The sequence below is a fragment of the Escherichia sp. E4930 genome (assembly GCF_005845405.1).
GTDB lineage: Bacteria > Pseudomonadota > Gammaproteobacteria > Enterobacterales > Enterobacteriaceae > Escherichia.
Map to the genome: position 1 here is coordinate 234,423 of NZ_VCDZ01000002.1, position 22,539 is coordinate 256,961.

The 22,539-nt window shown below is 53.5% G+C and carries 26 protein-coding genes; 5 read left to right on the forward strand and 21 right to left on the reverse strand.

Annotated elements, in window-relative coordinates:
* From FFT88_RS02230 to FFT88_RS02300, 15 genes are all read right to left on the reverse strand, one after another.
* Entirely contained in the window at positions 1–585 is a 585-nt protein-coding gene (locus FFT88_RS02230) for a DUF3261 domain-containing protein (protein WP_135405460.1), read from the reverse strand.
* Positions 582–2,900 carry an MMPL family transporter gene (locus FFT88_RS02235; protein WP_135405461.1) on the reverse strand — a complete coding sequence of 773 codons (2,319 nt, stop codon included), beginning with the start codon at positions 2,898–2,900 and terminating at the stop codon, positions 582–584. Before FFT88_RS02235 ends, FFT88_RS02230 begins: the two co-directional genes overlap by 4 nt.
* Complete coding sequence (locus tag FFT88_RS02240) at positions 2,869–3,474, reverse strand: outer membrane lipoprotein carrier protein LolA (protein WP_000670564.1); 606 nt, start codon at positions 3,472–3,474, stop codon at positions 2,869–2,871. The genes FFT88_RS02235 and FFT88_RS02240 overlap by 32 nt, the downstream gene beginning before the upstream one ends.
* Entirely contained in the window at positions 3,471–3,893 is a 423-nt protein-coding gene (locus FFT88_RS02245; RefSeq protein ID WP_000930891.1) for a thioesterase family protein, read from the reverse strand. Before FFT88_RS02245 ends, FFT88_RS02240 begins: the two co-directional genes overlap by 4 nt.
* Positions 3,894–3,896: 3 nt before the next feature.
* Complete coding sequence (locus tag FFT88_RS02250) at positions 3,897–5,573, reverse strand: glycosyltransferase (protein ID WP_135405462.1); 1,677 nt, start codon at positions 5,571–5,573, stop codon at positions 3,897–3,899.
* Complete coding sequence (locus FFT88_RS02255; protein WP_024225041.1) at positions 5,564–5,917, reverse strand: 3-hydroxyacyl-ACP dehydratase FabZ family protein; 354 nt, start codon at positions 5,915–5,917, stop codon at positions 5,564–5,566. The genes FFT88_RS02250 and FFT88_RS02255 overlap by 10 nt, the downstream gene beginning before the upstream one ends.
* Entirely contained in the window at positions 5,904–7,265 is a 1,362-nt protein-coding gene (locus tag FFT88_RS02260; RefSeq protein WP_135405463.1) for an acyl-CoA synthetase, read from the reverse strand. The genes FFT88_RS02255 and FFT88_RS02260 overlap by 14 nt, the downstream gene beginning before the upstream one ends.
* Entirely contained in the window at positions 7,262–7,843 is a 582-nt protein-coding gene (locus FFT88_RS02265; protein WP_135405464.1) for a hypothetical protein, read from the reverse strand. The genes FFT88_RS02260 and FFT88_RS02265 overlap by 4 nt, the downstream gene beginning before the upstream one ends.
* Positions 7,844–7,847: 4 nt before the next feature.
* Positions 7,848–8,099, reverse strand: coding sequence for an acyl carrier protein (locus tag FFT88_RS02270; RefSeq protein ID WP_000139646.1), 252 nt, complete (start codon positions 8,097–8,099; stop codon positions 7,848–7,850).
* An 11-nt stretch (positions 8,100–8,110) separates the two neighbouring features.
* A complete protein-coding gene (locus tag FFT88_RS02275; RefSeq protein WP_047643688.1) occupies positions 8,111–8,368 on the reverse strand; it encodes a phosphopantetheine-binding protein in 258 nt (85 codons plus the stop codon).
* Complete coding sequence (locus FFT88_RS02280) at positions 8,343–9,164, reverse strand: lysophospholipid acyltransferase family protein (RefSeq protein ID WP_135405465.1); 822 nt, start codon at positions 9,162–9,164, stop codon at positions 8,343–8,345. Before FFT88_RS02280 ends, FFT88_RS02275 begins: the two co-directional genes overlap by 26 nt.
* Entirely contained in the window at positions 9,161–9,883 is a 723-nt protein-coding gene (locus tag FFT88_RS02285) for a beta-ketoacyl synthase chain length factor (protein WP_130217766.1), read from the reverse strand. The genes FFT88_RS02280 and FFT88_RS02285 overlap by 4 nt, the downstream gene beginning before the upstream one ends.
* A 40-nt stretch (positions 9,884–9,923) precedes the next feature.
* Positions 9,924–10,982 carry a methyltransferase gene (locus FFT88_RS02290; RefSeq protein WP_130235625.1) on the reverse strand — a complete coding sequence of 353 codons (1,059 nt, stop codon included), beginning with the start codon at positions 10,980–10,982 and terminating at the stop codon, positions 9,924–9,926.
* 68 nt (positions 10,983–11,050) lie between these two features.
* Complete coding sequence (locus FFT88_RS02295; RefSeq protein WP_130209208.1) at positions 11,051–11,428, reverse strand: hypothetical protein; 378 nt, start codon at positions 11,426–11,428, stop codon at positions 11,051–11,053.
* Between the two features lie 393 nt (positions 11,429–11,821).
* Positions 11,822–12,871: an AI-2E family transporter gene (locus FFT88_RS02300; RefSeq protein WP_130209100.1), complete on the reverse strand. Its 1,050-nt coding sequence runs from the start codon at positions 12,869–12,871 to the stop codon at positions 11,822–11,824.
* A gap of 98 nt (positions 12,872–12,969) precedes the next feature.
* Between FFT88_RS02300 and FFT88_RS02305 the strand changes: the two genes are divergently transcribed.
* Positions 12,970–14,220, forward strand: coding sequence for an MFS transporter (locus FFT88_RS02305; protein WP_135405466.1), 1,251 nt, complete (start codon positions 12,970–12,972; stop codon positions 14,218–14,220).
* A 3-nt stretch (positions 14,221–14,223) separates the two neighbouring features.
* Here FFT88_RS02305 and dcrB read toward each other — a convergent pair whose 3' ends face one another.
* Positions 14,224–14,781, reverse strand: a complete 558-nt coding sequence (dcrB, locus tag FFT88_RS02310) for a phage sensitivity protein DcrB (RefSeq protein ID WP_130221346.1) — start codon at positions 14,779–14,781, stop codon at positions 14,224–14,226.
* 72 nt (positions 14,782–14,853) lie between these two features.
* Positions 14,854–15,519 (reverse strand): 7-cyano-7-deazaguanine/7-aminomethyl-7-deazaguanine transporter, encoded by a 666-nt coding sequence (locus FFT88_RS02315; protein WP_130258731.1) that lies wholly within the window; start codon positions 15,517–15,519, stop codon positions 14,854–14,856.
* Positions 15,520–15,740: 221 nt separating this feature from the next.
* Between FFT88_RS02315 and tusA the strand changes: the two genes are divergently transcribed.
* Together tusA and FFT88_RS02325 are read left to right on the forward strand one after the other, a co-directional pair.
* On the forward strand, positions 15,741–15,986 hold the full coding sequence (gene tusA / locus FFT88_RS02320; protein ID WP_000130621.1) for a sulfurtransferase TusA: 246 nt from the start codon (positions 15,741–15,743) through the stop codon (positions 15,984–15,986).
* A gap of 264 nt (positions 15,987–16,250) precedes the next feature.
* Positions 16,251–16,559: a hypothetical protein gene (locus tag FFT88_RS02325; RefSeq protein ID WP_135405467.1), complete on the forward strand. Its 309-nt coding sequence runs from the start codon at positions 16,251–16,253 to the stop codon at positions 16,557–16,559.
* 32 nt (positions 16,560–16,591) lie between these two features.
* Here FFT88_RS02325 and zntA read toward each other — a convergent pair whose 3' ends face one another.
* Together zntA and FFT88_RS02335 are read right to left on the reverse strand one after the other, a co-directional pair.
* The gene (gene zntA / locus FFT88_RS02330; RefSeq protein WP_135405468.1) at positions 16,592–18,790 is read right to left on the reverse strand and encodes a Zn(II)/Cd(II)/Pb(II) translocating P-type ATPase ZntA; all 2,199 of its coding nucleotides are present in this window, start codon (positions 18,788–18,790) and stop codon (positions 16,592–16,594) included.
* 73 nt (positions 18,791–18,863) lie between these two features.
* A complete protein-coding gene (locus tag FFT88_RS02335; RefSeq protein WP_135405469.1) occupies positions 18,864–19,490 on the reverse strand; it encodes a lysoplasmalogenase in 627 nt (208 codons plus the stop codon).
* A 141-nt stretch (positions 19,491–19,631) separates the two neighbouring features.
* Here FFT88_RS02335 and FFT88_RS02340 point away from each other — a divergent pair, with 141 nt between their 5' ends.
* Positions 19,632–19,991, forward strand: a complete 360-nt coding sequence (locus FFT88_RS02340; RefSeq protein ID WP_135405470.1) for a DUF2500 domain-containing protein — start codon at positions 19,632–19,634, stop codon at positions 19,989–19,991.
* Positions 19,992–19,993: 2 nt separating this feature from the next.
* Here the strand turns inward: FFT88_RS02340 and FFT88_RS02345 are convergent, their stop codons facing one another.
* Positions 19,994–20,263: a DUF1145 family protein gene (locus FFT88_RS02345; protein ID WP_130217750.1), complete on the reverse strand. Its 270-nt coding sequence runs from the start codon at positions 20,261–20,263 to the stop codon at positions 19,994–19,996.
* The gene (rsmD, locus tag FFT88_RS02350) at positions 20,253–20,849 is read right to left on the reverse strand and encodes a 16S rRNA (guanine(966)-N(2))-methyltransferase (RefSeq protein WP_130209084.1); all 597 of its coding nucleotides are present in this window, start codon (positions 20,847–20,849) and stop codon (positions 20,253–20,255) included. Before rsmD ends, FFT88_RS02345 begins: the two co-directional genes overlap by 11 nt.
* Positions 20,850–21,035: 186 nt before the next feature.
* On the opposite strand from rsmD, the gene ftsY reads away from it, so the two are divergent.
* Positions 21,036–22,538 (forward strand): signal recognition particle-docking protein FtsY, encoded by a 1,503-nt coding sequence (gene ftsY, locus FFT88_RS02355; protein WP_135405471.1) that lies wholly within the window; start codon positions 21,036–21,038, stop codon positions 22,536–22,538.
* The last annotated feature ends 1 nt before the right edge of the window (position 22,539 follow it).

Consider the following 22,539-nt stretch of genomic DNA (forward strand, 5'->3'; position numbering starts at 1 on the left):
TCAGTCACCTAAGTATTGAATGGTGATGTGGTATTTAAAGACATGCTGCTCAATGCTGATTGGCACGCGTTTGCCCTTGCGATTCAGATAGGTGATTTCCGTGACCAGTTTGCCGCTGGCGTTACGCAGCTCGCGTTTGTCACCGTTGTCGCGAAGTGTCCATCCTGCGGGAAGTTGCGGTTGCCAGGCGCTAATTGGCCAGTGGCTAAGCATCACGTCAGCCAGCACCTGACTTGCGGGCGGCAACTGTGGGACGACGATGGATTGCTCGGCGCGTAGCCCTTTTGCATCGTAGGTCACCAGAAACAGGCGAATACCGACCGACGACAGTCCGGCAAGGGTGATTTTCTGGTCGTCGGCGTTAAGCATCACTAGCAGCGACTGGGTTTTGCCGTTGAAGCTGCCGGTCAACAGTTGCTGGGAATTGACGGCGGGTGAAATCCCCGGCGCAGGCAGCGTGATGCGCGTGCCAGGTTGCAGCCACGCTTGCGGGCGGCCTTCCTGTTCTGGTTGCGAGTGGCTACAGCCGGTGAGGATAAGCGTAGCGGCCAGGGCGAACGCTCGCCAGAATGTGGGTTTGATCATTTTTTTGTTCTCTTTTTATCGGGCATAGCCAGCGGCGAAAGCAGGAAGGCGATGAAAATACCGCTCACCAGCACAATGCCAAAACTGCTGATGGCCTGGGTGGCGCTGAATACCAGCATTCCCAGCGTCAGCAAGGTGGTGAGCATTGCCAGCGTGATCGCCAGCAGTGAAGTTAACGGTGTACCGCGCGGATTACTGAAAAACAGCGTGTAGTTGATACCGATGCCAAGCACCAGCACCAGCGCCAGCAGCGAAAAGAGATTCACCGCCTGCCCGCTCATCGCCAGCACCGCCAGACCGCAGCCCAGCGAAAGCACCGAAGGCACCAGGCTGATAAGCCCTTTGCGCCAGCCGAGGCGAGCTACCGCGCCGCAGGCAATCACCGCCAGCGCCACCAGCAACAAGCCGGTTAAGACGTAGCGGTAAAGTGCGAACAATTCATCAAAGGTACTTTTGCGATCAACCCAGGCAATGCCGCCAGGGTAATAGCTGGCGATTTCCTGCAACAACGCGCTACTTTTAACCCCTTCAACCGGCACCAGCACGCCGCTTGCGCCATTTTCCAGCGTCAGCCACAGCAGACGCCAGCCTTCACTGGCGGGGCTTGCCAGCCATTCATCAACGTTCACCGACATGGCGTTGAGATCCGGGTTCACCGCCGTCAGCTCGGCATTTTGCAGTGCTTTTGTTACCGTCGGGGCCGCCGTTTTCAGCAGGTCTAAATCTTCCTCCTGCCGCGCCAGGGAGTTCAGCGGAATGGTGCGGTAGTTGCTGATAAGGCCGTCTTTTTTCGCCTTCTCCAGCGAGGTGGTAAATGTCTCCAGCCGTCTTAATGTTTGCTGTGGGGAGTCGCCGTAAACCACAAACCATTTTTGATCGACGCTTTGTCCGGTCAGGGCGGTAATGGCTTTCTCCTGGGCCAGAATATGCTGCGGCAGCGCCTGTAACTGCGAGATATCGTCATCGACGCGCAGCATTGACATCCCCGCCAGCGAAAACAGCGCCAGCGCGACGGGCAGACCCAGCGACAGTTTTTTATTACGCCGCCATGCCGCCAGCCAGCGCAGCATCAGCGCCATCGCCGGAACCGGGCGCACCGGCAGGCCACGGCACAGCCACGGATGCCAGAACAGGACGGTCAGACAGGAGGCGCTCAACCCGACGGCGGCAAAAATCGCCATCTGGCGAATACCAGGGAAAGGGGCGAGCATCATAATCAGATATGCTGCTACGGTGGTGAGCAGCGCCAGTAGCAAGGCATTACGCACTTTCGCCATGCTTTGCCACGGCGAAACGTCGTTGCCGTGCACCATCCGCTCGGTAAGGAAATAGAGCGTGTAGTCAGCGGAAATGCCAATAACGCTCATGCTCATCACCAGCGTCATCAGGTGTAATTCACCGAAAATCAACAAGGTGGCGACCGTTCCCGCCAGCGCGCCGATGCCGATGGAAATCACGCAAAGCAGCAACGGACGTAAAGAGCGGAACACCGCCACAATCAGTAATATCACCCCCAGCAGCGTTGCCACGCCCAGGGTGGAGATGTCCTGCTTCGCCTGTTGGCTGGCGTAATCGCTGTAAAACACCGTGCCGCGCGAGAGCAACTGCGCCTGCGGGTAACGCGTTTTCAGATCCTTTTCCAGCGTATTCAGGGTCGTGATGAGCTGGTGGGTTTGCTGCATATCAAACGACGATCCCGCCAGTTCGCCGTGCAGCAGATACCAGTAATTGCCCTGGGGATCCTGCGTTACCAGCCAGCCATCCATCAGCCGCAAACGCTGGCCGTTTTTCGCCATCGCCAGCTGCGAGCCGCGCATTAACATCAGCGGATCGTTTTGCAGCTCCTTGCCGCTTACCCCGGAGAACGCGGAATAAAGCTGGGAGAGGATCCACTGCGCCTGCGCTTCGCCGCCGTTTTGCAGGCGGGCGCGAGTGTCGGGGTCAATCAGGCCGTTGCGGTGCTGCCAGAAAAACGCTCCCCACGCTTGCAGGCTGGCGGCATCCATTGGCCCTTTAACGTCGCCAAGCGCAGCGGATTTTTGCAGCAGCGTCAGCCACTCCTGAGCGACCCTGGGATTCGCCTCTTTACCGGGGCTGACCAGCCACACCAGTTGCCGGTCCAGACGCTGCATAAAGCCGTCATTCAGCGCCGGAGGAATATCGCCCATCGCCTGTTTGGGTAACATAGCCAGCACGCTACTGTTCAGCCGTGATTGCGGCAGCAGGATCAGCAACGCCGCCGCCATGACCAGGCAGACTAGCCCCCATAACAGCGCGGGGCGTTTACTGGGCGGCAAAACGTTGGCGTTCGTCATCGGTCAGTTGCGCTGGCGTCAGTTGATGTTGGGTAAGAGCGATATCGGTGCGATCGCCCTGTTTATCATTAAGTTGAATGCTCTCCAGATAGGTTTGCCCGGCGAGATCGATGGTGTTGAAAATTTTATCCAGCGGCGTGGTGGTCGGCGTCAGGCGCAGCGTCCAGCGGCCTTCGCCTTTGTCGGCAAATTCGACGCGGAAGTTTTGTTCCAGCACTTTGCGATCGGCCTGGAACAGCGCGCGCAGCAGGTGGTTAAACTGGAACATCTGCGGGTTATTTTCTGCCGTGATGATTTGCGGCGGCTGGCCGTTGATCACCTGCACCATGCGTTTATCGTCGAGCAATAGCTGCATGGGGAAGGGTGAGGTTTGATCCCACAATAACCCCTGGTCGCGGGCGATCAACATCTGGCCCTGAGATCGCAGCGGCTGCGGCAGATCTTTAATCGTCCGGGTTTGATCAAAATGGGCGCGGATCACCGGTTGTTCGGTAAAGCGTTGCTGAAGATCGTCCAGGGTCAGGGCGCTTACAAACGGGCTAATCAGCAGTGCCAGCAGCGGCAAAAATTTCATGGTTTGACTCCCATGCGTTCAAACAGAATATCGGGGCTGACAAAGCACAGTTCGCGGCTTTGCTCGTCTACTGCGACCTGGATGGTGTATCCGGTGGTGGCGCGTTTGCCCGTTTCGGCATCGAAAATCTGATAGCCAATCCGCAGACGGTTTTCGAACTCTTCGATATGCGCACGCACGCGGATGCGTTGCTCAAAGGTGAGGGCGTGGCGATATTTCACCCGCGCATCGACCACTGGCCACAAATAACCGGACTCTTTCATCTGCCGATAGCCGTAATTGAACTGGTTGAGCAGCGCCTCGCGGGCCACTTCAAAGTAGCGAAAATAGTTACCGTGCCAGGCCACGCCCATCATATCGACGTCGTGAAAGGGAATGGTCAGCTCGACTTCAGCGGTAAATCGGGGATCGTTAAGCACCCTTTACTCCTTGTCCTGAATTTCCGGCAGTTGCCAGAAATCGAAAAAATTAAACCAGTCGAGGGGCGACTGGAGCGCGTAATGTTCCAGGCGCGCGGCGTAGTGGTCGATAGCGTTTTGCAGCGCCTGCTGGCGTTCGCCACGCGGCAACAGCAGCGGGTCGGCAAAGGTTTCGCAGTGAATATGCAGCTTGCCGTGCTGGCGCAGGGCGAAAATCAGATTCACCGGGCAGCGCAAAATGGACGCGAGAATAAACGGCCCCTGTGGGAAAGGTGCAGGCTGACCCATAAACGGACTCCAGCAGACGCGCCAGTCGCCGCCGCGTTGTGGGTTGACGGCGATGCGGTCACCGACAATCGCCACCCATTCGCCGTTATCCAGCTTCTCTTTCAGCAGGATGGCGGTTTCCGGGCCGATATCTGTTATCGGGAGCAGGTTGATGCCAGCCTGCGGGGCCATCTCCTGCATTATCTGTTTAAAGCGTTGGGCGTTTTCGCTAAACACCAGCGCGTTAATGGTTTTGTAGCCCTGAATTTTTGCCAGCGCCCGGCACACTTCCACATCGCCAAGATGCGAGGCCAGCAGCAATTTGCCGCGCGGATCGCGGACGTCAAGCGCCGCTTCTGCGCCTGGCGCAAACAGCACATCGCGCCCCAGCTGTAGTTCGCCGCGCCAGCTGGCGATTTTGTCGAGCATGGCGTTACCGAAACGTAGAAAGTGCTGATAGCTGTTGAGTTTTGCTGCCTGTGGTTGATGCTGGCGCACACGGGCGAGCCAGTCTTGTGATGCTTTGCGCGCACGAGCAGCGGTGAGCCAGTAGACGCCCACTACCGGGTAAAGCAGCGCGGTAAACGCCGTTCTTCCCAGCAGACGCCAGACCAGCAGCATCAGGCGCATTCCCCATAATCCTTTCACTTCACTCTGCCGCGCCCAGTGGCTGGAAGAGCGGCGCATTAACAGCGAAGGAATACGCGGCAACATGCCGAAAAACAGACGCGTGTGCATGAGCGAGATGCGGACGTTATCTTTCAGGGCATCAAAATGCGAAAGCCCGTCCAGCGGATAGGTGACGCGGGTCGGCACGAAATAACTGGTATTTCCCTGCCAGTAGAGGCGCACCATCACTTCGGTGTCGAAATCCATCCGCTTGCCGATGGTGGCGTGTTTTGCCAGTTGCAGCGTTGGCGCAACCGGATAAACGCGAAAACCGCACATGCTGTCTTTCAGTTGCAGGGAGAGCGTTTCTACCCATACCCAGACGTGGGTGACCCAGCGCCCGTACAGCCGTGAGCGGGGGATGGATTCATCGTAAATTGGCTGGCCGGAGATCAGCGCCGTAGGGTGCTGTTCGGCAAGTGTTAGCAGTTTGGGGATATCTTCAATCGCGTGCTGACCGTCAGCATCCACCTGTACCGCATGGCTGAAGCCCGCGTCTGCCGCTGCCTGTAAGCCGCGCATCACCGCCGCGCCTTTACCTGCGTTTTCTGCTAAGCGAATTAAGGTCACGCCAGGCTGTTCGCTAACCAGATTATCCAGTTGCTGTTGCGTGGCGGCATCGCTGCCGTCGTCCACCACAATACAGGGGAGATTAAATGGCTTAAGACGCGCCAGCACGCCCGGCATCATCGCGCCGTGGTTGTAGCAGGGAATCAACACGCAGGGAGAAAAGTTTACCGACATAGGCGGATCTTCCCGCTACTGGCGGTGTGGCGGGCGTCACCGTCGTGACGCTGATAGCTAAAGCTCAGAATCTGGCGATCTTCCTGCCAGTTAAGCGTGAGCGTGACGCGGTTTTCCGGCAGCAACGGAGACTGGAATTTTATGTTCTGAATGGAGTGAAAACGCCAGCCAGGCGCGAGCAGAGTGAGCGCGTAGCTCATCGCCCAGTCGATTTGCGCCACGCCAGGGAGTAATGGTTGCACGGCAAAATGACCGCGAAACCAGAACAGATCTGCCCTGAGATGCAAAACAATCTCAAGGTGATTCGCTTGTGCCTGATGGCGCTCGATTTCATGGGGCTTCATGAAATAACTCCTGTAATTGCGCATAGACACGCTTGTTCATACTGTTTACTGGTATTTCATCAATAACGCGCCAGTAACGCGGAATGGCAACTGGCTCCAGCGTCGGGCGCAGTAATCGCCGCCAGGTCATTTCCTGGCGATGCCCGCCGCCGTTCTGCCATTGCAGATGAGCTTCGTCATCCAGCACCAGCAAAACGCCAATGCACTGACGCCCGCCGCGCGTAACGGGAACTGCCGCCACCTCGCGAATACCGTCCAGTGCCAGCAGACGTTGTTCCACTTCCTGCAAAGAAATACGTTTTTCTTCAATCTTAACGATGCGTCCGCGACGCCCCATCAGATGGAACTGACCATCTTCGCTAAACTGCAAGATATCGTCGAGTAACAAGCCGGTATCTTCCGCCATCAGCGGTGAAAAGAGGCGAAAAGCATCACCTTCGGCCTGGAACTGCATACCTGGAAAGGGCTGCCAGCGGCGTTGCTCTTGTTCGCGGTAACGCCAGGCGATGACGCCGGTTTCCGTGCTGCCGTAGATTTCATCAGGCCAGACGCGCAGCCAGCTCGCGGTGTGTTGTACGTCCTGCCACGGCAGCTCACCGCCAGCAGAGAGAAGCACCTGAACGGGTGGCGGAGAAAGCTGGGTATCCAGGCGCTTCAAAAATGCCGGGCTGCTGATGAAGATATAGCGATGCTGATGACTCAACGCGGCAAACTGTTCGACATACCAGAGCATGGCGGCGTGCAGCGGTAATCCCAGCGCCATTGGCAGGAAAACGCGAAAAGTCAGGCCGTATAAATGCTGCGGCAATACGGAACCGACGACACGACAACCCGCCAGACGTGCGCCTAATCGTTCAGCCAGCAGTTCTGCTTCACGATCCAGCAAATGAACAGGTTTAATCACCCGCTTCGGCTGTCCCGTGGAACCGGAGGTAAACAGCTCGATAAAAGCCTCTGGCGCTATGGCGGCAAAGGTGAATGATTGTGTCGCGACTTGTGGGGAACTTGCTACCAACAGCAATGAACCTTGCCAGTTAAGTTCGCTGTCGCTAAGCACACCATCGAACAGTTCACGTTGCTCGTTAAGCTGGATAACACGGTTATGCCCCGGAAGCACCGGCGTTTTTCCGGCGTGTAGCGTGGCGAGCAGGGCAACGATAAACAGATAGCTGTTCTCAAAGCACAGCGCCCAGCGTTCACCCGGCCGTTGCTGCAAACGGCAGATAAGTTGCGCGACATCGTGACGCAAATCGCCCAGCGTCCAGGAGCTTTCGTCCAGCCACGCAATGGGCGTGTCATCAGGGCGTGGCGCAGTCAGCCAGCGTGCAAGCGGTAAGGTCTGCTTCATGAGCGATCTCTTTTCATCACCTGACGGCGCACCAGCCATTCACCAGCCATTAACGTCCCCATCAACAAATAAGCAATCATGCCGTTCCATGCAGTCCATAACGACATATCGCCATGCAGCGCGGTAAAGAGGGCAATTCCGCCGTTGATGATGAAAAAGCCGCACCAGACTTGCGTAACGTGGCGGGTATAGCGCACGCCCTTTTCCGGAAGGTCTGGCTCCTGCAAACGCGCCAACCGCTCAACTATCGGCATTGCCGACCACAGCGAACCGCCAAAAACCGCCAGCATTACCGTATTAACCACTACCGGGTAAAACAGCAGTAGCTGGTGCGTTTTCAACGCAAAGCTGGCGACACACAAGGCGATGCCTACGACAGCGACGATTTGTGTGACGGCTTGTAGTGGCCCCGCCTGGCGACGGGTCTGGCGCAGGCGCAACAAAAGCAGCAGCGCCATCAGCGGCAACAGCCAATGCAGGCCGTTATGTGCCAAACCAAGCCAAATCACAAACGGCCAGGCGAGCAGCAATAATCCGGTCAGCAGCTTAATAATCGGTAGCGAGCGAATGCCCGACATCAGATCAGGCTTCTTGTAGCAGGCGTTCTACGGCCTCTACGACATCCTGGACTGTACGCACTGCTTTAAACTCTTCCGGCTTGATTTTCTTACCGGTTTTCTTTTGCAGGTGCACAATCATGTCAACGGCGTCGATGCTGTCCAGTTCCAGATCTTCGTACAGGCGCGCTTCAGGTTTGATGTCCTGCGGATCGATTTCAAACAGCTTAACCAGCAGGGCAGAGACTTCCTGATAGACGGTTTGTTGTTCTGTCATGATGGCTTTCCTCAGGCACGTTGCGCAGCAATGAAAGAGGCCAGAGTGGCGACGGAGAAAAAGTGCTGACGCATCTCTTCACTTTCCGCAGAAAGTACAACGCCATATTCATTTTTCACTGCCAGCCCCAGTTCCAGGGCATCGATGGAATCCAGCCCTAAACCGTCGCCGAACAGCGGCGCATCGGTATCGATATCATCAGGAGTCAACTCGTCCAGATTGAGGGTGCTGATGATGAGGTTTTTAATTTCCAGATAAAGCGCTTGCATTATTTATTCCTGAGAGAGGTAAACAACCTTGTTGTAATTGAAGCAAAAGATGCCGGTTTAGCTGCCTTGCTGCCAGCGCCGGTTCTTGTGAAGTTGCATCGTAAAATTTATTGATTTCTACCCGCCCACGGACTTCAACCGTAAAAAACGGCCTGGCAGGCGGAACGTCATACCATTTACTTTGTTTATCCAGCAGATGCTCGCTACAGCCGATCGTCACGATGCGTAAATCGCTGGCGCAGCGCACGGCAATATTCGCCGCCCCGCGCTGCAACGTCATTTTTTCACCGGGCTTCGTTCGCGTGCCTTCGGGGAAAATCAGGATAGTGTCACCCTGTGCCAGTCTCTGTTGGCAGCGGGGTAACAGGGTTTCAGCTTCGCTGTTGATTAAATAATCTGCCGCCCGCACGACGCCGCCAAGAAAAGGATTTTTTAACAGCGCGCTTTTTACCAGGCAGTCAGTTTCTGGCATGACTGACGCCAGTAGTACGTAATCGATCAGTGTGGGATGATTGGCTACGACGAGGCAACCGCGTTCCTGACGTAAGATTTCAGCCCCATTAATCCGATAATCCAGCACGCCAAGCCCTTTTGCGACTGTTAAAAACAGGCGAAAACTGGCGGCAATGTTGCGACGCGCCAAACGACGGCGGCGGGAAGTATCCCACACCAAAACCAACAATACGTTAAACCACACTACAGAGAGCAGTAGTCCGCCGAGGCCAAACAGGGCAAAACACAACCCGGTCATAACCAGTCGCCATGTCCACTCCAGGCGCGACATCAGCTTACTCATCTGCGGCTCCAGCGCCATTGCACGCGCTCGCCAGGCAGTGAAAATTTATCAACGTTTTGTAAAAAGTGCTGTAAAAACAACATGCTTTGCGGCAGTGATGTTTCATTGCCCGCAATGACTGGCTGTGTTTCACATTGCCAGTCATCGCCAGCTTCAATCACCAGCGCGACGGCGTACGGCCAGGTCGGCATTTCTGCTGGCAGTTGTGGGTGATAGAACTCAGGCAGAAAGCCATCAAAATCGACCATCAACACGCGCTGGTATCCCGCTTGTAACAGGCTAAGCACTTCACATAAACCTTGCTGGAAACTGTCGCGACCAGCCGAAAGCGATGACGAAACGATCGGTTGTTTGGCCGCAATGGTCAGGTTACCCACGGAAGAGTTGTGTACGGAGAGCGCGAAGTCTGTCGGAGAGAGTGCCTGTTCGGTTGCCAGTGCATGAACAATGCGGTAATTGCGTTCCAGTTCGCCATGACGACTGGTATACAAAACGGCGCCTGGCTGATGGCGACGTAGCATTGCCAGACCGCACTCCACGGCCAGTTTGCTGCCAGAACTGAGACGGCGGGCGGTCATCATTGGCAATTCGCATAATTTTGCCAACGGTGCAGCAGGGTCAACCGCCCACGGCTGGCGCGACCATGCTTGCCATTGCTGGGCTTCGCTAAGTCCAGGCGCCAGTGCCTTCCAGTCGGTAATATTTAATGTAAATTTCATCAACGCGCGCCCGCGGTAAACCAAAATTATTAAGTGACGATTATTTCTTTTGGCATATCAATAATGTATGCCCAACGCCTAAATTATCGTGGCGCTCTGCTACCTGAAATCCTGCTTTATTCAGATAGTCGTAAAATTTCTCTGCGCTATAGAAACGGCTGTTACCGTTTGCCATGCAGGTGAAATAAAGTGAGGAGGCATTCAGGCTAAACGATGCCGCTTCAAACCGCTGCGCATCCCAGAACAACTCCATAATGCAAAGTTTTGCGCCGGGCTTCATTACGCTGGCAACTTTGCTGAGTATGCTAATTATTTGTTCGGGTGAAAAACAGTCTAAAAATTGACTCATCCACCAGATATCAGCCTCGCCCGGTAACGGCGCATCGCTTAGCATATCCACAGCATGGAAATCTATACGATCAGAAAAGCCTGCATTCGCGATATTTTCTTTGGCGAGCACGATTTGTTGTGGCAGATCTAATAACGTAACGGTGATATTTTCGTTGTATTTACAGCAGCGCAAAGCCCACTTACCGGTATTGCCGCCTACATCGTACAAGGTTGTGGGGTTGTTGGCGAATACATAAGGCAGTGCGGCGTTAAATGCGCCATCTGAATAGTAATGATCAAACGCGAACCAGCTTTCACGGGCGGCATCCGGTAATTGTGAAAGTGCCGGATATATCGTCGGCCAGTCGCCAAATACTTTTAACCCGGAAGGTTTGCCTTCATTGAGTGAATCGGCGAGGAAGAATAGCCCCTGATAACAGACATCCTGGGTGAAATCCATATTCACGCGCGTCATGGTGTCATGCAGGAGGTAATGACCGATTTTCGCCAGGTAATAAATTCCCTCTTTGCAGGTAATAATTCGCCCGCTTAAGCCCATATCTAACAGAACGCTGGCAGCATATTCGTTGATATGACTATTTTCGGTGATATCAGCCAGCGTTGCGCCATGTTTGCCTTGCCGATCCAGATAAGAAAGTACACCCGCATTACGCAGGCAGAGAGCTGTTTGAAAAAGCATGGGGGCAAAGGCAATGCGTTGAGCTTCGGTAATCGCATCCAGTGCGCTAAGAGAATCCTGTTCGTACATGTTGGGCACAACCTGTTAAGAGGGAATTAAATTATTATCGGACCGAAGCGGCCCGACTTTAGGGGAAATTACAAATCTGCGCCAGCCGACAAATTCAGTTGAATATCTTTGTCGAGATTGCGGACCCAGCGATTATAGTTTTTATGAATTTGTCCGCCTGATGCTTGCAGGTTCTGACTATTTTCATAATTGATATCGTAGCTGGATGCCGTGTAGTTAATGCGAATTTCTGCTGAATGATCGCGTGATTGTTGACGTGCTTTAATTACGCCTTGTCCGGCTTCGGACATAATCCATTTGCGTTCAACGCCAGCTTTCAGAATCGCTTTTTTAACTTGATCCTGAGTATGACCGGCGCTGACGGTTGAGTGAACTTGATCAATTGGCGCAGTACGCGCACAACCCGCTAAAGCGCCCACAACAGCAATAGCAGCAAACCATTTCATGTAGTGTTTCATTATAACCCCATTAAAGTATTGTTTTTACGAGTAAAGCAGGATTTAACTGTAATTGCTGGTATCACTATTCTTTATTTAGCGAAAAATTTACTTATGAGATAAGTCAGTAAGTGCACATCAGAACAAATCATTTTGAGATGACTAAATTACTGCCAGCGGGGACCAACTATAAGTGAGTGAGAAAAATGAGGCAATAAAAATAACACAATATAATCAGTGCGTTCTCTGGGATGGGAATTTAATGATTATTCGGTGTTTATATATATTTGACTTAAGGAGTGGTTTTTATAAATTAATTTTCTGAATAATATTTCATCATTTCCTCAAATCAAATGGCCACCGTTAGATAAACAGCAGCCATTGCCTGATCAGGATGCGCTATTAACCTGGTAACCGACTTTTCGGCCTTCCCGGTCCCAGTAAAATCGCCAATTTGCTACCGCCTTTCGTGGTTTCCATCCAGATTTTACAGACGCTGGTTAATGGCACCGAGAGTAGCATTCCTACCGGACCGAGCAGCCATCCCCAAACCAACAACGAAAGAAATACCACCATGGTGGACATCCCCAGACGATGGCCCATCATCCGTGGTTCTAAAATATTGCCGATGACCATATGGACAACTAAAAACAATGCGCCGACCAGAATACATTCGTAAACACCATTAAACAGCAGCACCTGAATCATTGGCGGTACGGCGGAAATTACCGCGCCGATATTGGGGACGTAGTTGAGTAAAAACGCCAGTACCGCCCACATCAGCGCAAACTGCACGCCCATCAGCGCCAACCCCAGCCAGACGATAACGCCCGTCCATAAACTTAGCAGCGTTTTTAATGCCAGATAATGCGAAACGCCTTTTAATGCGCGGTGTAATCCGGCGATGTGAATCTGTGGGTTATTCAACGCAAAGCGCATTTTGTAAGGGACGTGGCGTACTTCAAACAGCATAAAAACAACGGTCATCACCAGCAGAAGTACGCTCGCCATTGCCCCGGAAAGCCCGGTCATTAAAGCGGTGGTGAAGGTAACCACTTTTTCTGAATCCATCCGCTGCAACATTCGTTCCGGTGACATATGCAAATTAAGAAAAGGCAGCATCTCCTGCAATTTAAAAAGCTTGCGCGTCAGCTCCTTATTAAATTTCGGCAGCATAGAGATGAATTCGTTAAACGATGCGGCCAGCACACCGACCAGCGCAGTAAGCGCAATCAACATCACTACGACTACAATCGTAATGGCAACGGGACGCTGAACTCCGCGACGAATAAACCAGGTCACCAGTGGATTGAGGACGATGGCGAAAAACAGCGCCAGTAACAATTGCACAATGATGTCTGCCGCTGCGTGAATACCTGCGAGGATTACTACCAGTGAAGCCAGCTTGAGTAGAATGTGCATGCCCGTTTTATCGGGTTGAGATGTTTCCATTGGGGCTTCCTTATGACTTTTTGTATTAAGTGTAGCGGGAGTCACGCCAGCAATATTCTGATTCTTCTTGCTGATTTACACGCCACCACGTGGTAAAAATGAAACACTGTTGTAAAAATGTGGTGCTTCTCATGCCCGTACCTGTTGCCGAACCGGCGCTTAACGGAATGCGCCTGAATTTGCGCATTGTCTCCATTGTCATGTTTAACTTCGCCAGCTATCTGACCATTGGGTTACCGCTCGCCGTGCTACCGGGCTATGTCCATGATGTGATGGGCTTTAGCGCCTTCTGGGCGGGGTTGGTTATCAGTCTGCAATATTTCGCCACGTTGCTGAGTCGTCCTCATGCCGGGCGTTATGCTGATTTGCTGGGGCCAAAAAAGATTGTCGTCTTCGGTTTGTGCGGCTGCTTTTTGAGCGGGTTGGGTTATCTGGTGGCTGGGTTAACCGCCAGTCTGCCAATTATCAGTCTGTTATTACTTTGCCTGGGGCGCGTGATTCTTGGGATTGGGCAAAGTTTTGCCGGAACGGGGTCGACACTGTGGGGCGTTGGCGTGGTCGGTTCGCTGCATATCGGACGAGTGATTTCGTGGAATGGCATTGTCACTTACGGAGCGATGGCGATGGGCGCGCCGTTAGGTGTGGTGTTTTATCACTGGGGCGGTTTGCAGGCGTTAGCATTAATCATTATGGGCGTGGCGCTGGTGGCTATTTTGTTGGCAATACCGCGTCCGACGGTGAAAGCCAGTAAAGGCAAACCTCTGCCGTTTCGCGCGGTGCTTGGGCGCGTCTGGCTGTACGGTATGGCGCTGGCGTTGGCTTCCGCCGGGTTTGGCGTTATCGCCACCTTTATCACGCTGTTTTATGACGCTAAAGGCTGGGACGGTGCGGCCTTCGCGCTGACGTTGTTTAGCTGTGCGTTTGTTGGAACGCGATTGTTATTCCCTAACGGCATAAACCGCATGGGTGGCTTAAACGTGGCGATGCTCTGTTTTAGCGTTGAGATAATCGGCCTGCTGCTGGTTGGCGTGGCGACTATGCCGTGGATGGCGAAAATCGGCGTCTTACTGGCGGGGGCGGGCTTTTCGCTGGTGTTCCCGGCATTGGGCGTAGTGGCGGTCAAAGCGGTGCCGCAGCAGAATCAGGGGGCGGCGCTGGCAACCTACACCGTATTTATGGATTTATCGCTTGGCGTGACCGGACCACTGGCAGGGCTGGTGATGAGTTGGGCGGGCGTCCCGGTGATTTATCTGGCGGCGGCGGGGCTGGTCGCAATCGCGTTATTGCTGACGTGGCGATTAAAAAAACGGCCTCCGGTGGAAGCACCTGAGGCCGTTTCGTCATCTTAAAACTTACTGAATAACCAGCGTGTTAATGATGTTTTCTGCGGTGGTCTGCGCTTTTTGCTGATCGTCAGCAGGCAGTGTGATTTGCATTGTCAGCAGTTGGTTGCCCACGTTACCCAGAATGACGGAAGAGTACGCCGTCTGGCCTTTAGCAGAGATAACGCTGTCTAACTGCTGCATTTTGTGACCTTTCAGCTCAATGGCTTTGTTGGTCACCACTTGCAGCTGTGGATCGCGGCTACGTTGCTGATCTTCCAGACGCTTCGCCAGCACAGCCAGGTCTTCTTTCGGATCATCGCCCATAATAACAATCACCGCTTTCTGCCCGGTGGCGTCGGACCAGACGTGCATGTTATTGGCCTGTGTTCCCAGCTTACCGCTCTGGTCGGTCATATCCGCTGGCAGCGAGAAGCTTAACTTGCCATCAAGCAGGTTGACGGGATTCGCGGTAGCGTTACTTTCCGCGACTGTACCTTCCGCTGTAGTGTTAGTGTCTTTATCATCACAGGCCGCAAGCCCCATAACCAGCAGGCCAATTCCGACATATTTAACCAGATTGCGCATTGACATCTTCCTTTCGATAAACGGCCATAACGGCTCATTCATCCATCTTATCACAAGTCTGATAACGAACCTTTAACTGGCCTGCAAAGCGTTGATTTCGGATTTATCTGCCAGTCTTTTCAATAGCATATTGAGTAATACGCCATACATTGGCAGGAAAAAAACGATGCTGATTAACACTTTGAAACAGTAATCAACCAGCGCGATTTCCATCCAGTGTTCGGCCATAAAGGCATCCGGACTCCGCCAGAAAGCAATGAAGAAGAAGGCCAGTGTGTCACTGACGTTACCGAACAGTGTGGACGCCGTCGGTGCCAGCCACCAGCGGCGATTCTGACGCAGGCGGTTAAAGACATGCACGTCGAGGATCTGCCCCAGCGCGTAGGCCATAAAGCTGGCGGTAGCGATACGAGCGACAAACAGGTTGAAGTGGGCGAGAGCACCGAATCCCTGCCATGAACCCATATAGAACAGCGACGAGATGACATAGGAGATCAATAACGCCGGGATCATCACCGCAAAGATGATACGACGGGCCAGCGGTGCGCCAAAAATACGCACGGTCAGGTCGGTAGCAAGAAAAATAAACGGAAAGCTAAACGCGCCCCAGGTGGTATGAAAACCAAAAATGGAGACGGGAAGCTGAACCAGATAGTTACTGGAGGTGATCACCAGCAGATGAAATAACGATAACCAGAACAACGCTTTGTAGCGCAGTGGTTGTGTTGAAACGTTCATATTTTACCTTTTTGATTAACCATTGGGGTGAGGGAACCCAATACGTACGACACGCTATTTTACCTTGATTAAATAACGTTCTTACCCTTTTTTCGAGCCGCCGCATGATACTGCTTTACGTTGACAATGCAATGGCTAATTTTCACGCAATCGTTAACCTGGTTTGCTAACGGACATACAGAGCGTAAACTAGCGCCGTTTTTTTATGTGATGAGAAGAAAATGACCGATCTCTTTTCCAGCCCTGACCACACACTCGACGCGCTTGGCCTGCGCTGCCCGGAACCGGTGATGATGGTGCGCAAAACCGTGCGCAATATGCAGCCTGGCGAAACGTTACTGATTATTGCCGATGATCCAGCCACGACCCGAGATATTCCTGGGTTTTGTACCTTTATGGAACACGAACTGGTTGCTAAAGAGACGGATGGACTGCCTTATCGTTATTTGATTCGTAAAGGCGGTTGATAGGGGCTGATTGGCTTCGATGCCGCCTTTTCCTCACCACCTAACCCTCTCCCCAGAGGGGCGAGGGGACCGATCGCGCTCAATGTTGCGGCTTGCAACTGGTTTGGTAGGACGGATAAAGCGTTCAAGCTGCATCTGCGATACGGTGCACAATGCCTGATGCGACGCTGCCGCGTCTTATCATGCCTACGAGTTCGATGCTCTGTGTAGGCCAGATAAGGCGTTCACGCCGCATCCGGCACGCAAGTGTAATGGAATGCACAAATGGATTATTTAATTCCAGTTTGTCTGGGATTGCTGGGATTGCTGGCGATGTTCGCCCCCAATTGGCTGATGCCTGTTTTTATCATCATGGGGGGATGGCTGGGGGTACTTGCCTGTGGTTGGCTCTGGTTAATGATTTTTTTACCTTTACTTAGCGGTGTCGGGCTTGCTTATGCCCTGTGGCTGATGTTCAAAAGGCCATCATTAGCATCCCGCCTGGTTGCTGCATTCAGTGTTATCTCCGTCATTCTGATGTTAGCGCTATATTACGCTTTCCTGACCATGCCGCCGTTCCCGCCTCAGCACTAAGCCTGATAGCCAGAGGCTATCAGGCAACACCTTTATCTCCTGCGCAACAACCTTAACGCATTCGCCGTTACCAGCACCGTCGCCCCCGTATCTGCCAGCACCGCCAGCCACAGGCCGGTCATCCCTAACAGTGTGGTGACGAGGAAAACGCCTTTCAGCCCCAATGCAATGGTGATGTTCTGGCGGATATTGGCGTGAGTGGCGCGCGCCAGTTCAATCATTTGCACCAGGCCGCGCAGGTGGTTATGGGTTAATGCCGCATCTGCGGTTTCCAGCGCCACGTCTGTGCCACTGCCCATTGCAATCCCGATGGCGGCAGCTTTCATCGCTGGCGCGTCGTTAATACCGTCGCCGACCATCGCCAGCGGCGCATGTTGATTCAGCTCGGTCACCGCTTTGACTTTATCTTCCGGCAATAGGCCCGCTTTAAATTCCAGCCCCAGTTCCCCGGCGATTGCCGCCGCTGCGCGTGGATTATCGCCAGTAAGGATCACCCCTTTGACGCCCAGCGCGTTCAGTTCATTGATAGCAGTTGCGGCATCGGCGCGCAGGGTGTCCTGCAATGCAATGACACCAAGTACGTCATCGTTACGTACCACCAGCACTACCGTTTGCCCGGCGCTTTCCAGTTCATTAATCAAACCAGCAAATGCATCAGCAGGATGTTTTCCGGCAGCGCAAATCAATACGCGCTCACCGTTAACCTGCGCTTCAATGCCGGACCCGACCAGCGCCCGCTGTGACTCGGCGGCGGGAATGGCGAGTGTAGCGACCTGCGCTTCACGAACTATGGCTTGCGCAAGTGGATGCGTTGCGCCTTGCTCGACCGCCGCCGCCAGTGTCAGCAGTTCAGATTCGCTAATACCCGTTGCCGGATGAATCGCGGTAACGCGCGGTTTACCGACGGTCAGCGTACCGGTTTTATCAAACGCCACCTGGGTAACGCGACCTAGCTGTTCCAGTGCCGCGCCACCTTTAATCAATGCCCCACGACGTGCCGCCGCCGCCAGCCCGGAGGTAATCGCCGCGGGCGTGGAGATAACTAACGCACACGGGCAACCAATCAGTAGCAGAGTCAGCCCTTTATAAATCCACTCCTGCCAGCTGGCGGCAAACAGCAGTGGTGGCACCAGCGTCACCAGCAGAGCGACGGCCATAATCGCGGGCGTATAGATACGGCTGAAACGATCGATAAACCGCTCAATGGGTGCGCGACGCTCTTCGGCTTCTTCAATAAGTTTCAGAATCCGGTCAATGGCGCTGGCACCCGGTTCTGACAGCACTTCCAGCGTCACCAGACGGTCTACGCTGGTGGCGCCTGCAGGAACTTTATCGCCTGTCGCGCGCTCCACCGGAATGGATTCGCCGGTCAGGGCGCTTTCATCAAAACTGGCAAACGGTGAGAGCAGTTTACCGTCGGCAGGCAAACGCCCACCTGCCGCAACTTCAATCACATCGCCAGGGCGCAGGCTGTTTATTGCCACCTCTTCCCGCTCACCGTTACGCAGGCGCGTGGCGGTTTCTGGTTTCAGCGCCATTAACGCGCTGACCCCTTGACGTGCGCGGCTGGCGGCCCAGCCTTCCAGTCGTTCGCCAATCAAAAACAGCAGCAACACCATCGCAGCTTCAGCCGTTGCGCCAATAAACAGCGCACCAATGGCGGCTACGCTCATTAACGTTTCAATAGCAAAGTAACTGCCGGATTTGATCAGCCGTAATGCCTGACGAGCAATTGGGTACAACCCAACCAGCGTGGTCGCGATAAACGCCAGTTGACCAAACGGATGATTGAACTGCTCCAGTCCCCAACTGATTGCCATCATCACGATAAGCGTAATCAGCGGCAGATTCTCTTTCAGGCGTGATTCTTGTGGTTCGTCGGTGGCCTGTTCATCGCGCAGGGAATAGCCTGCTTTTTGCACCGCAGATTCAACTTGTGCGCGGATGTCATTGTCGGCATCAACCACCAGCTTCTCGGTGGCGAACAACACCTGCACCTGATTCACGCCTGCAAGCTGGCGCACGGCATTTTCTACCTTGCGCGCACAGGCGGCACAGTCCATGCCGCTGACTTTCCAGCTATAGCGGTTGCCGGAGACGTTTTCGGAGAGTGTTGGCGTACTGGAACATGCGCCGTCGCAGCAACAGTCGTTGGCGTTCTTTACCGGTGTTAGCGGTTTGAACGCAGCAAATTGGGGGGCTTTCTTGCCGAGATTGTCAGGAGTCGACATGGCATCCTCCGGTTAAGTTTTTTCTCATTAACCGAAGGATACACTCTGGAGTCGACTCCAGAGTCAAGTTTTATCAGAGATACAGCGAGCGGACGATGAGGAAGTGACCGGCAAAGTAGCAGGCAGCAGCAATGGCGTTATCGGCCCGGAAGCGGCGGCGATAGTGGCTACCCAGCCAGACAAAGTTGCTGATAAACAGTAACGAAGCGCCGACAAACGCAGAGAGCGCCGGAGCGGTCGGACGGAAGAACCACACTTCACCTGCCAGCCACACCATCACCAGCGTCATACCGACAAAGGTACAAATGGGCCAACGTAACTCTTCCAGGCGTGTCCAGATAATGGCCAGCAACAGCGCGCCCAGTACCAGCAGCACCAGCGGCAATGGCCAGAAGAAAGAGAGCGTCATCTGGCTGGCGAAATAGATGGTGTACAGCAGGTGAGAGAGGAAAAATGCGCCAATGGCGTACATCAGACGCTGACGTGGTAATAGCGTTAGCGCATCGCCCAGCAGTGACGCACATAGCCCCGCCAGTACCAGATAGCTAATGGCGTCGAACATCGGCGCTTGCCAGGCCAGTAATAGCAGGAGAAGAAGAGTTAACGGTTTAAACACCCAGCGTTGCCAGGTTGAACCACGATAGGAGGCATCCACAGATAGCCATGCGGAAAGACAGACAGCGATAAACGACCAAAGCATCTTAGTTCCTTGAATTCGTTATTATTTAGTAAGCGGAATGCCTACAGTCTTGCTATTCAGTTTAGTGGCGAGGGCGGACAGATGACAACACCATAACGGGCAGGGTATGCTTATTTCCGCATTTTCCGATAAGGTACAAAGATGAGTAAACCACCTCTTTTCTTTATTGTTATCATTGGCTTAATTGTTGTCGCTGCATCGTTTCGCTTTATGCAGCAGCGGCGGGAAAAAGTTGATAATGATATGGCACCGCTCCAGCAAAAGCTGGTGGTGGTGAGTAGCAAGCGGGAAAAACCAATTAACGATCGCCGTTCGCGCCAGCAGGAAGTGACTCCGGCTGGCACCAGTATGCGCTATGAGGCAAGCTTCAAACCGCAAAGCGGTGGACTGGAGCAGACGTTCCGCCTCGACGCCCAGCAGTACCACGCCCTGACAGTGGGCGATAAAGGTACGCTGAGCTATAAAGGCACGCGTTTTGTCAGCTTTGTTGGCGAACAATAAGGTTATTTTTTAACTTTAAATTTCTTCTGCCAGGCCAGCAGTTCAAACACGCCGAAAAGGAAAATACGCACCTTTTCGGCACTGCTTAGCTGCGGACCATCCTTCGGCAAAGTGGATTTCAATAGCGCCAGCTGCATACCATGCATCAGCACGGTAAAAATCAGCGCCACGTTAACGAAAATATTCAGCGGTCGCGGAAATGGCTGAACAAGATTGAGGATTAAAAATCCCCATACGCAAAGCATTAACAAACGTCCAATATTAATCAGCATCACTTTCTCCTTGTGTTTCACGCTGATACAACCGATAAGCCACCTGCCCCGCCACTTTTTCCCGATATAACGACCAGTTTGCCGGAACAGTAGGCAGACCGTTTTCGACTTCACTCTCGACATATATCCAGGCTTCGTCAGCCAGCCAGCCGTTGTCTTCCAGTAAATTAATGGTTTCTTCCAACAAGCCTCGGCGGAATGGCGGATCGACAAACACGATATTATGCGGTGTGCCTTTTTGCGCCAGGAATGACATTGCATTGCTGTTAACCACCCGCGCATTATCTGCTTTCAGGGTTGCCAGATTCTTGATTAATTGCTGATGCACCGCACGATCCATCTCAATCAGCGTGGCGCCCGCAGCGTAGCGAGACAAGGCTTCCAGCCCCAGCGCGCCGCTACCGGCGAAGCAATCCAGACATTGCGCATCGACGATAACCGGAGCCAGCCAGTTAAATAACGTTTCGCGCACGCGATCGGTGGTGGGGCGCAGGCCTGGGCTGTCCGGAACCGGGAGTTTACGGCCTCGCCACTGCCCGCCAATAATGCGGATTTGGCCGCTACCGGAATGATTCGGTTTTTTCATGATAAATTGCTCAATCCGCCAGATAACACATAATTGCAGGCGGTGATGTGTATTCAGTTAAGTGATAGACTATTTCATCATTTTTTTAGCTGCTATGTACATAGCGTTAACGCTGTGCCATGAAGCAACAGCGAGGAGTGTAGTCGCAGATGGCGAAAGAAAAAAAAACGTGGCTTTTTTTCCTGGCTGGGCTTTGGTCAAAAAGAGCAGACCCCGGAAAAAGAGACAGAAGTCCAAAATGATCAATCGGTTGTAGAAGAAACAGTCCAGGCGCAAGAGCCTGCGAAGGTTGCTGAACAACCTGTTGAGGAGTTGCCGCAGGCCCATACTGAAGCCGAGGCGGAAACTTTTGCTGCCGAAGTGGTGGAAGTGACTGAACAGGTTGTCGAAAGCGAGAAAGTGCAGCCTGAAGCTGTTATCGAAGCGGAAGTCAGTGCGCAGCCAGAACCCGTAGTGGAAGAATCGCCAGCACCGGTAGTTGAACCTGAAGTCACGCCGGAGCCAGTGGTTATTGAACGTGAAGAGCTGCCATTGCCGGAAGACGTCAACGCCGAAGAAGTTTCGCCAGAAGAATGGCAGGCAGAAGCGGAAACCGTGGAGATTGTCGAAGCGGCGCAAGAAGAAGCGGCTAAAGAAGAAATCACCGACGAAGAGCTGGAAGCACAGGCGCTGGCTGCCGAAGCGGCAGAAGAGGCGGTGATGGTGGTTCCTCCGGCAGAAGAAGAGCAGCCGGTGGAAGAAATTGCCCAGGAGCAAGAAAAACCGACCAAAGAAGGTTTCTTCGCGCGCCTGAAACGCAGTCTGTTAAAAACCAAAGAAAATCTCGGTTCCGGATTTATCAGCCTGTTCCGCGGTAAAAAAATCGACGATGATCTGTTTGAAGAGCTGGAAGAGCAGCTTTTGATCGCCGATGTGGGTGTGGAAACCACGCGTAAAATCATCACCAATCTGACGGAAGGCGCATCCCGCAAGCAGCTTCGTGACGCCGAGGCGCTCTATGGCCTGCTGAAAGAAGAGATGGGCGAGATTCTGGCGAAAGTCGATGAACCACTGAACGTCGAAGGCAAAGCGCCGTTTGTGATCCTGATGGTGGGCGTCAACGGTGTGGGTAAAACCACGACGATTGGTAAGCTGGCGCGTCAGTTTGAGCAGCAGGGTAAATCGGTGATGCTGGCGGCGGGCGATACTTTCCGTGCGGCAGCGGTTGAGCAGCTTCAGGTCTGGGGTCAGCGCAACAATATCCCGGTGATTGCCCAGCATACCGGTGCAGATTCCGCCTCTGTTATCTTCGACGCCATTCAGGCTGCGAAGGCGCGTAATGTTGACGTTCTGATTGCCGATACCGCCGGACGTCTGCAGAACAAATCGCACCTGATGGAAGAGCTGAAGAAAATCGTCCGCGTGATGAAGAAACTCGACGTTGAAGCCCCGCATGAAGTTATGCTGACTATCGACGCCAGCACCGGGCAGAATGCGGTAAGCCAGGCCAAACTGTTCCACGAAGCGGTTGGCTTAACCGGCATCACGTTAACGAAACTGGACGGCACGGCGAAAGGCGGGGTAATTTTCTCGGTGGCTGACCAGTTTGGTATTCCTATCCGCTATATTGGTGTCGGCGAACGTATTGAGGATTTGCGTCCGTTTAAAGCGGACGACTTTATAGAGGCACTTTTTGCCCGAGAGGATTAAC

Excerpts from the sequence above, each read along its gene's own strand:
- FFT88_RS02270 (WP_000139646.1), bottom strand. The coding sequence starts at position 8,099 with ATGACAGAACAACAAACCGTCTATCAGGAAGTCTCTGCCCTGCTGGTT.
- FFT88_RS02345 (WP_130217750.1), bottom strand. The coding sequence starts at position 20,263 with ATGCTGATTAATATTGGACGTTTGTTAATGCTTTGCGTATGGGGATTT.
- FFT88_RS02265 (WP_135405464.1), bottom strand. The coding sequence starts at position 7,843 with ATGTCGGGCATTCGCTCGCTACCGATTATTAAGCTGCTGACCGGATTA.
- FFT88_RS02335 (WP_135405469.1), bottom strand. The coding sequence starts at position 19,490 with ATGCTTTGGTCGTTTATCGCTGTCTGTCTTTCCGCATGGCTATCTGTG.
- FFT88_RS02315 (WP_130258731.1), bottom strand. The coding sequence starts at position 15,519 with ATGAACGTTTCAACACAACCACTGCGCTACAAAGCGTTGTTCTGGTTA.
- FFT88_RS02250 (WP_135405462.1), bottom strand. The coding sequence starts at position 5,573 with ATGTCGGTAAACTTTTCTCCCTGCGTGTTGATTCCCTGCTACAACCAC.
- FFT88_RS02255 (WP_024225041.1), bottom strand. The coding sequence starts at position 5,917 with ATGAAGCCCCATGAAATCGAGCGCCATCAGGCACAAGCGAATCACCTT.
- FFT88_RS02260 (WP_135405463.1), bottom strand. The coding sequence starts at position 7,265 with ATGAAGCAGACCTTACCGCTTGCACGCTGGCTGACTGCGCCACGCCCT.
- rsmD (WP_130209084.1), bottom strand. The coding sequence starts at position 20,849 with ATGAAAAAACCGAATCATTCCGGTAGCGGCCAAATCCGCATTATTGGC.
- FFT88_RS02290 (WP_130235625.1), bottom strand. The coding sequence starts at position 10,982 with ATGTACGAACAGGATTCTCTTAGCGCACTGGATGCGATTACCGAAGCT.
- FFT88_RS02325 (WP_135405467.1), top strand. The coding sequence starts at position 16,251 with ATGGATTATTTAATTCCAGTTTGTCTGGGATTGCTGGGATTGCTGGCG.
- FFT88_RS02305 (WP_135405466.1), top strand. The coding sequence starts at position 12,970 with ATGAAACACTGTTGTAAAAATGTGGTGCTTCTCATGCCCGTACCTGTT.
- FFT88_RS02280 (WP_135405465.1), bottom strand. The coding sequence starts at position 9,164 with ATGAGTAAGCTGATGTCGCGCCTGGAGTGGACATGGCGACTGGTTATG.
- dcrB (WP_130221346.1), bottom strand. The coding sequence starts at position 14,781 with ATGCGCAATCTGGTTAAATATGTCGGAATTGGCCTGCTGGTTATGGGG.
- FFT88_RS02275 (WP_047643688.1), bottom strand. The coding sequence starts at position 8,368 with ATGCAAGCGCTTTATCTGGAAATTAAAAACCTCATCATCAGCACCCTC.
- FFT88_RS02285 (WP_130217766.1), bottom strand. The coding sequence starts at position 9,883 with ATGAAATTTACATTAAATATTACCGACTGGAAGGCACTGGCGCCTGGA.
- FFT88_RS02235 (WP_135405461.1), bottom strand. The coding sequence starts at position 2,900 with ATGACGAACGCCAACGTTTTGCCGCCCAGTAAACGCCCCGCGCTGTTA.
- FFT88_RS02240 (WP_000670564.1), bottom strand. The coding sequence starts at position 3,474 with ATGAAATTTTTGCCGCTGCTGGCACTGCTGATTAGCCCGTTTGTAAGC.
- FFT88_RS02300 (WP_130209100.1), bottom strand. The coding sequence starts at position 12,871 with ATGGAAACATCTCAACCCGATAAAACGGGCATGCACATTCTACTCAAG.
- FFT88_RS02340 (WP_135405470.1), top strand. The coding sequence starts at position 19,632 with ATGAGTAAACCACCTCTTTTCTTTATTGTTATCATTGGCTTAATTGTT.
- FFT88_RS02295 (WP_130209208.1), bottom strand. The coding sequence starts at position 11,428 with ATGAAATGGTTTGCTGCTATTGCTGTTGTGGGCGCTTTAGCGGGTTGT.
- FFT88_RS02230 (WP_135405460.1), bottom strand. The coding sequence starts at position 585 with ATGATCAAACCCACATTCTGGCGAGCGTTCGCCCTGGCCGCTACGCTT.
- tusA (WP_000130621.1), top strand. The coding sequence starts at position 15,741 with ATGACCGATCTCTTTTCCAGCCCTGACCACACACTCGACGCGCTTGGC.
- zntA (WP_135405468.1), bottom strand. The coding sequence starts at position 18,790 with ATGTCGACTCCTGACAATCTCGGCAAGAAAGCCCCCCAATTTGCTGCG.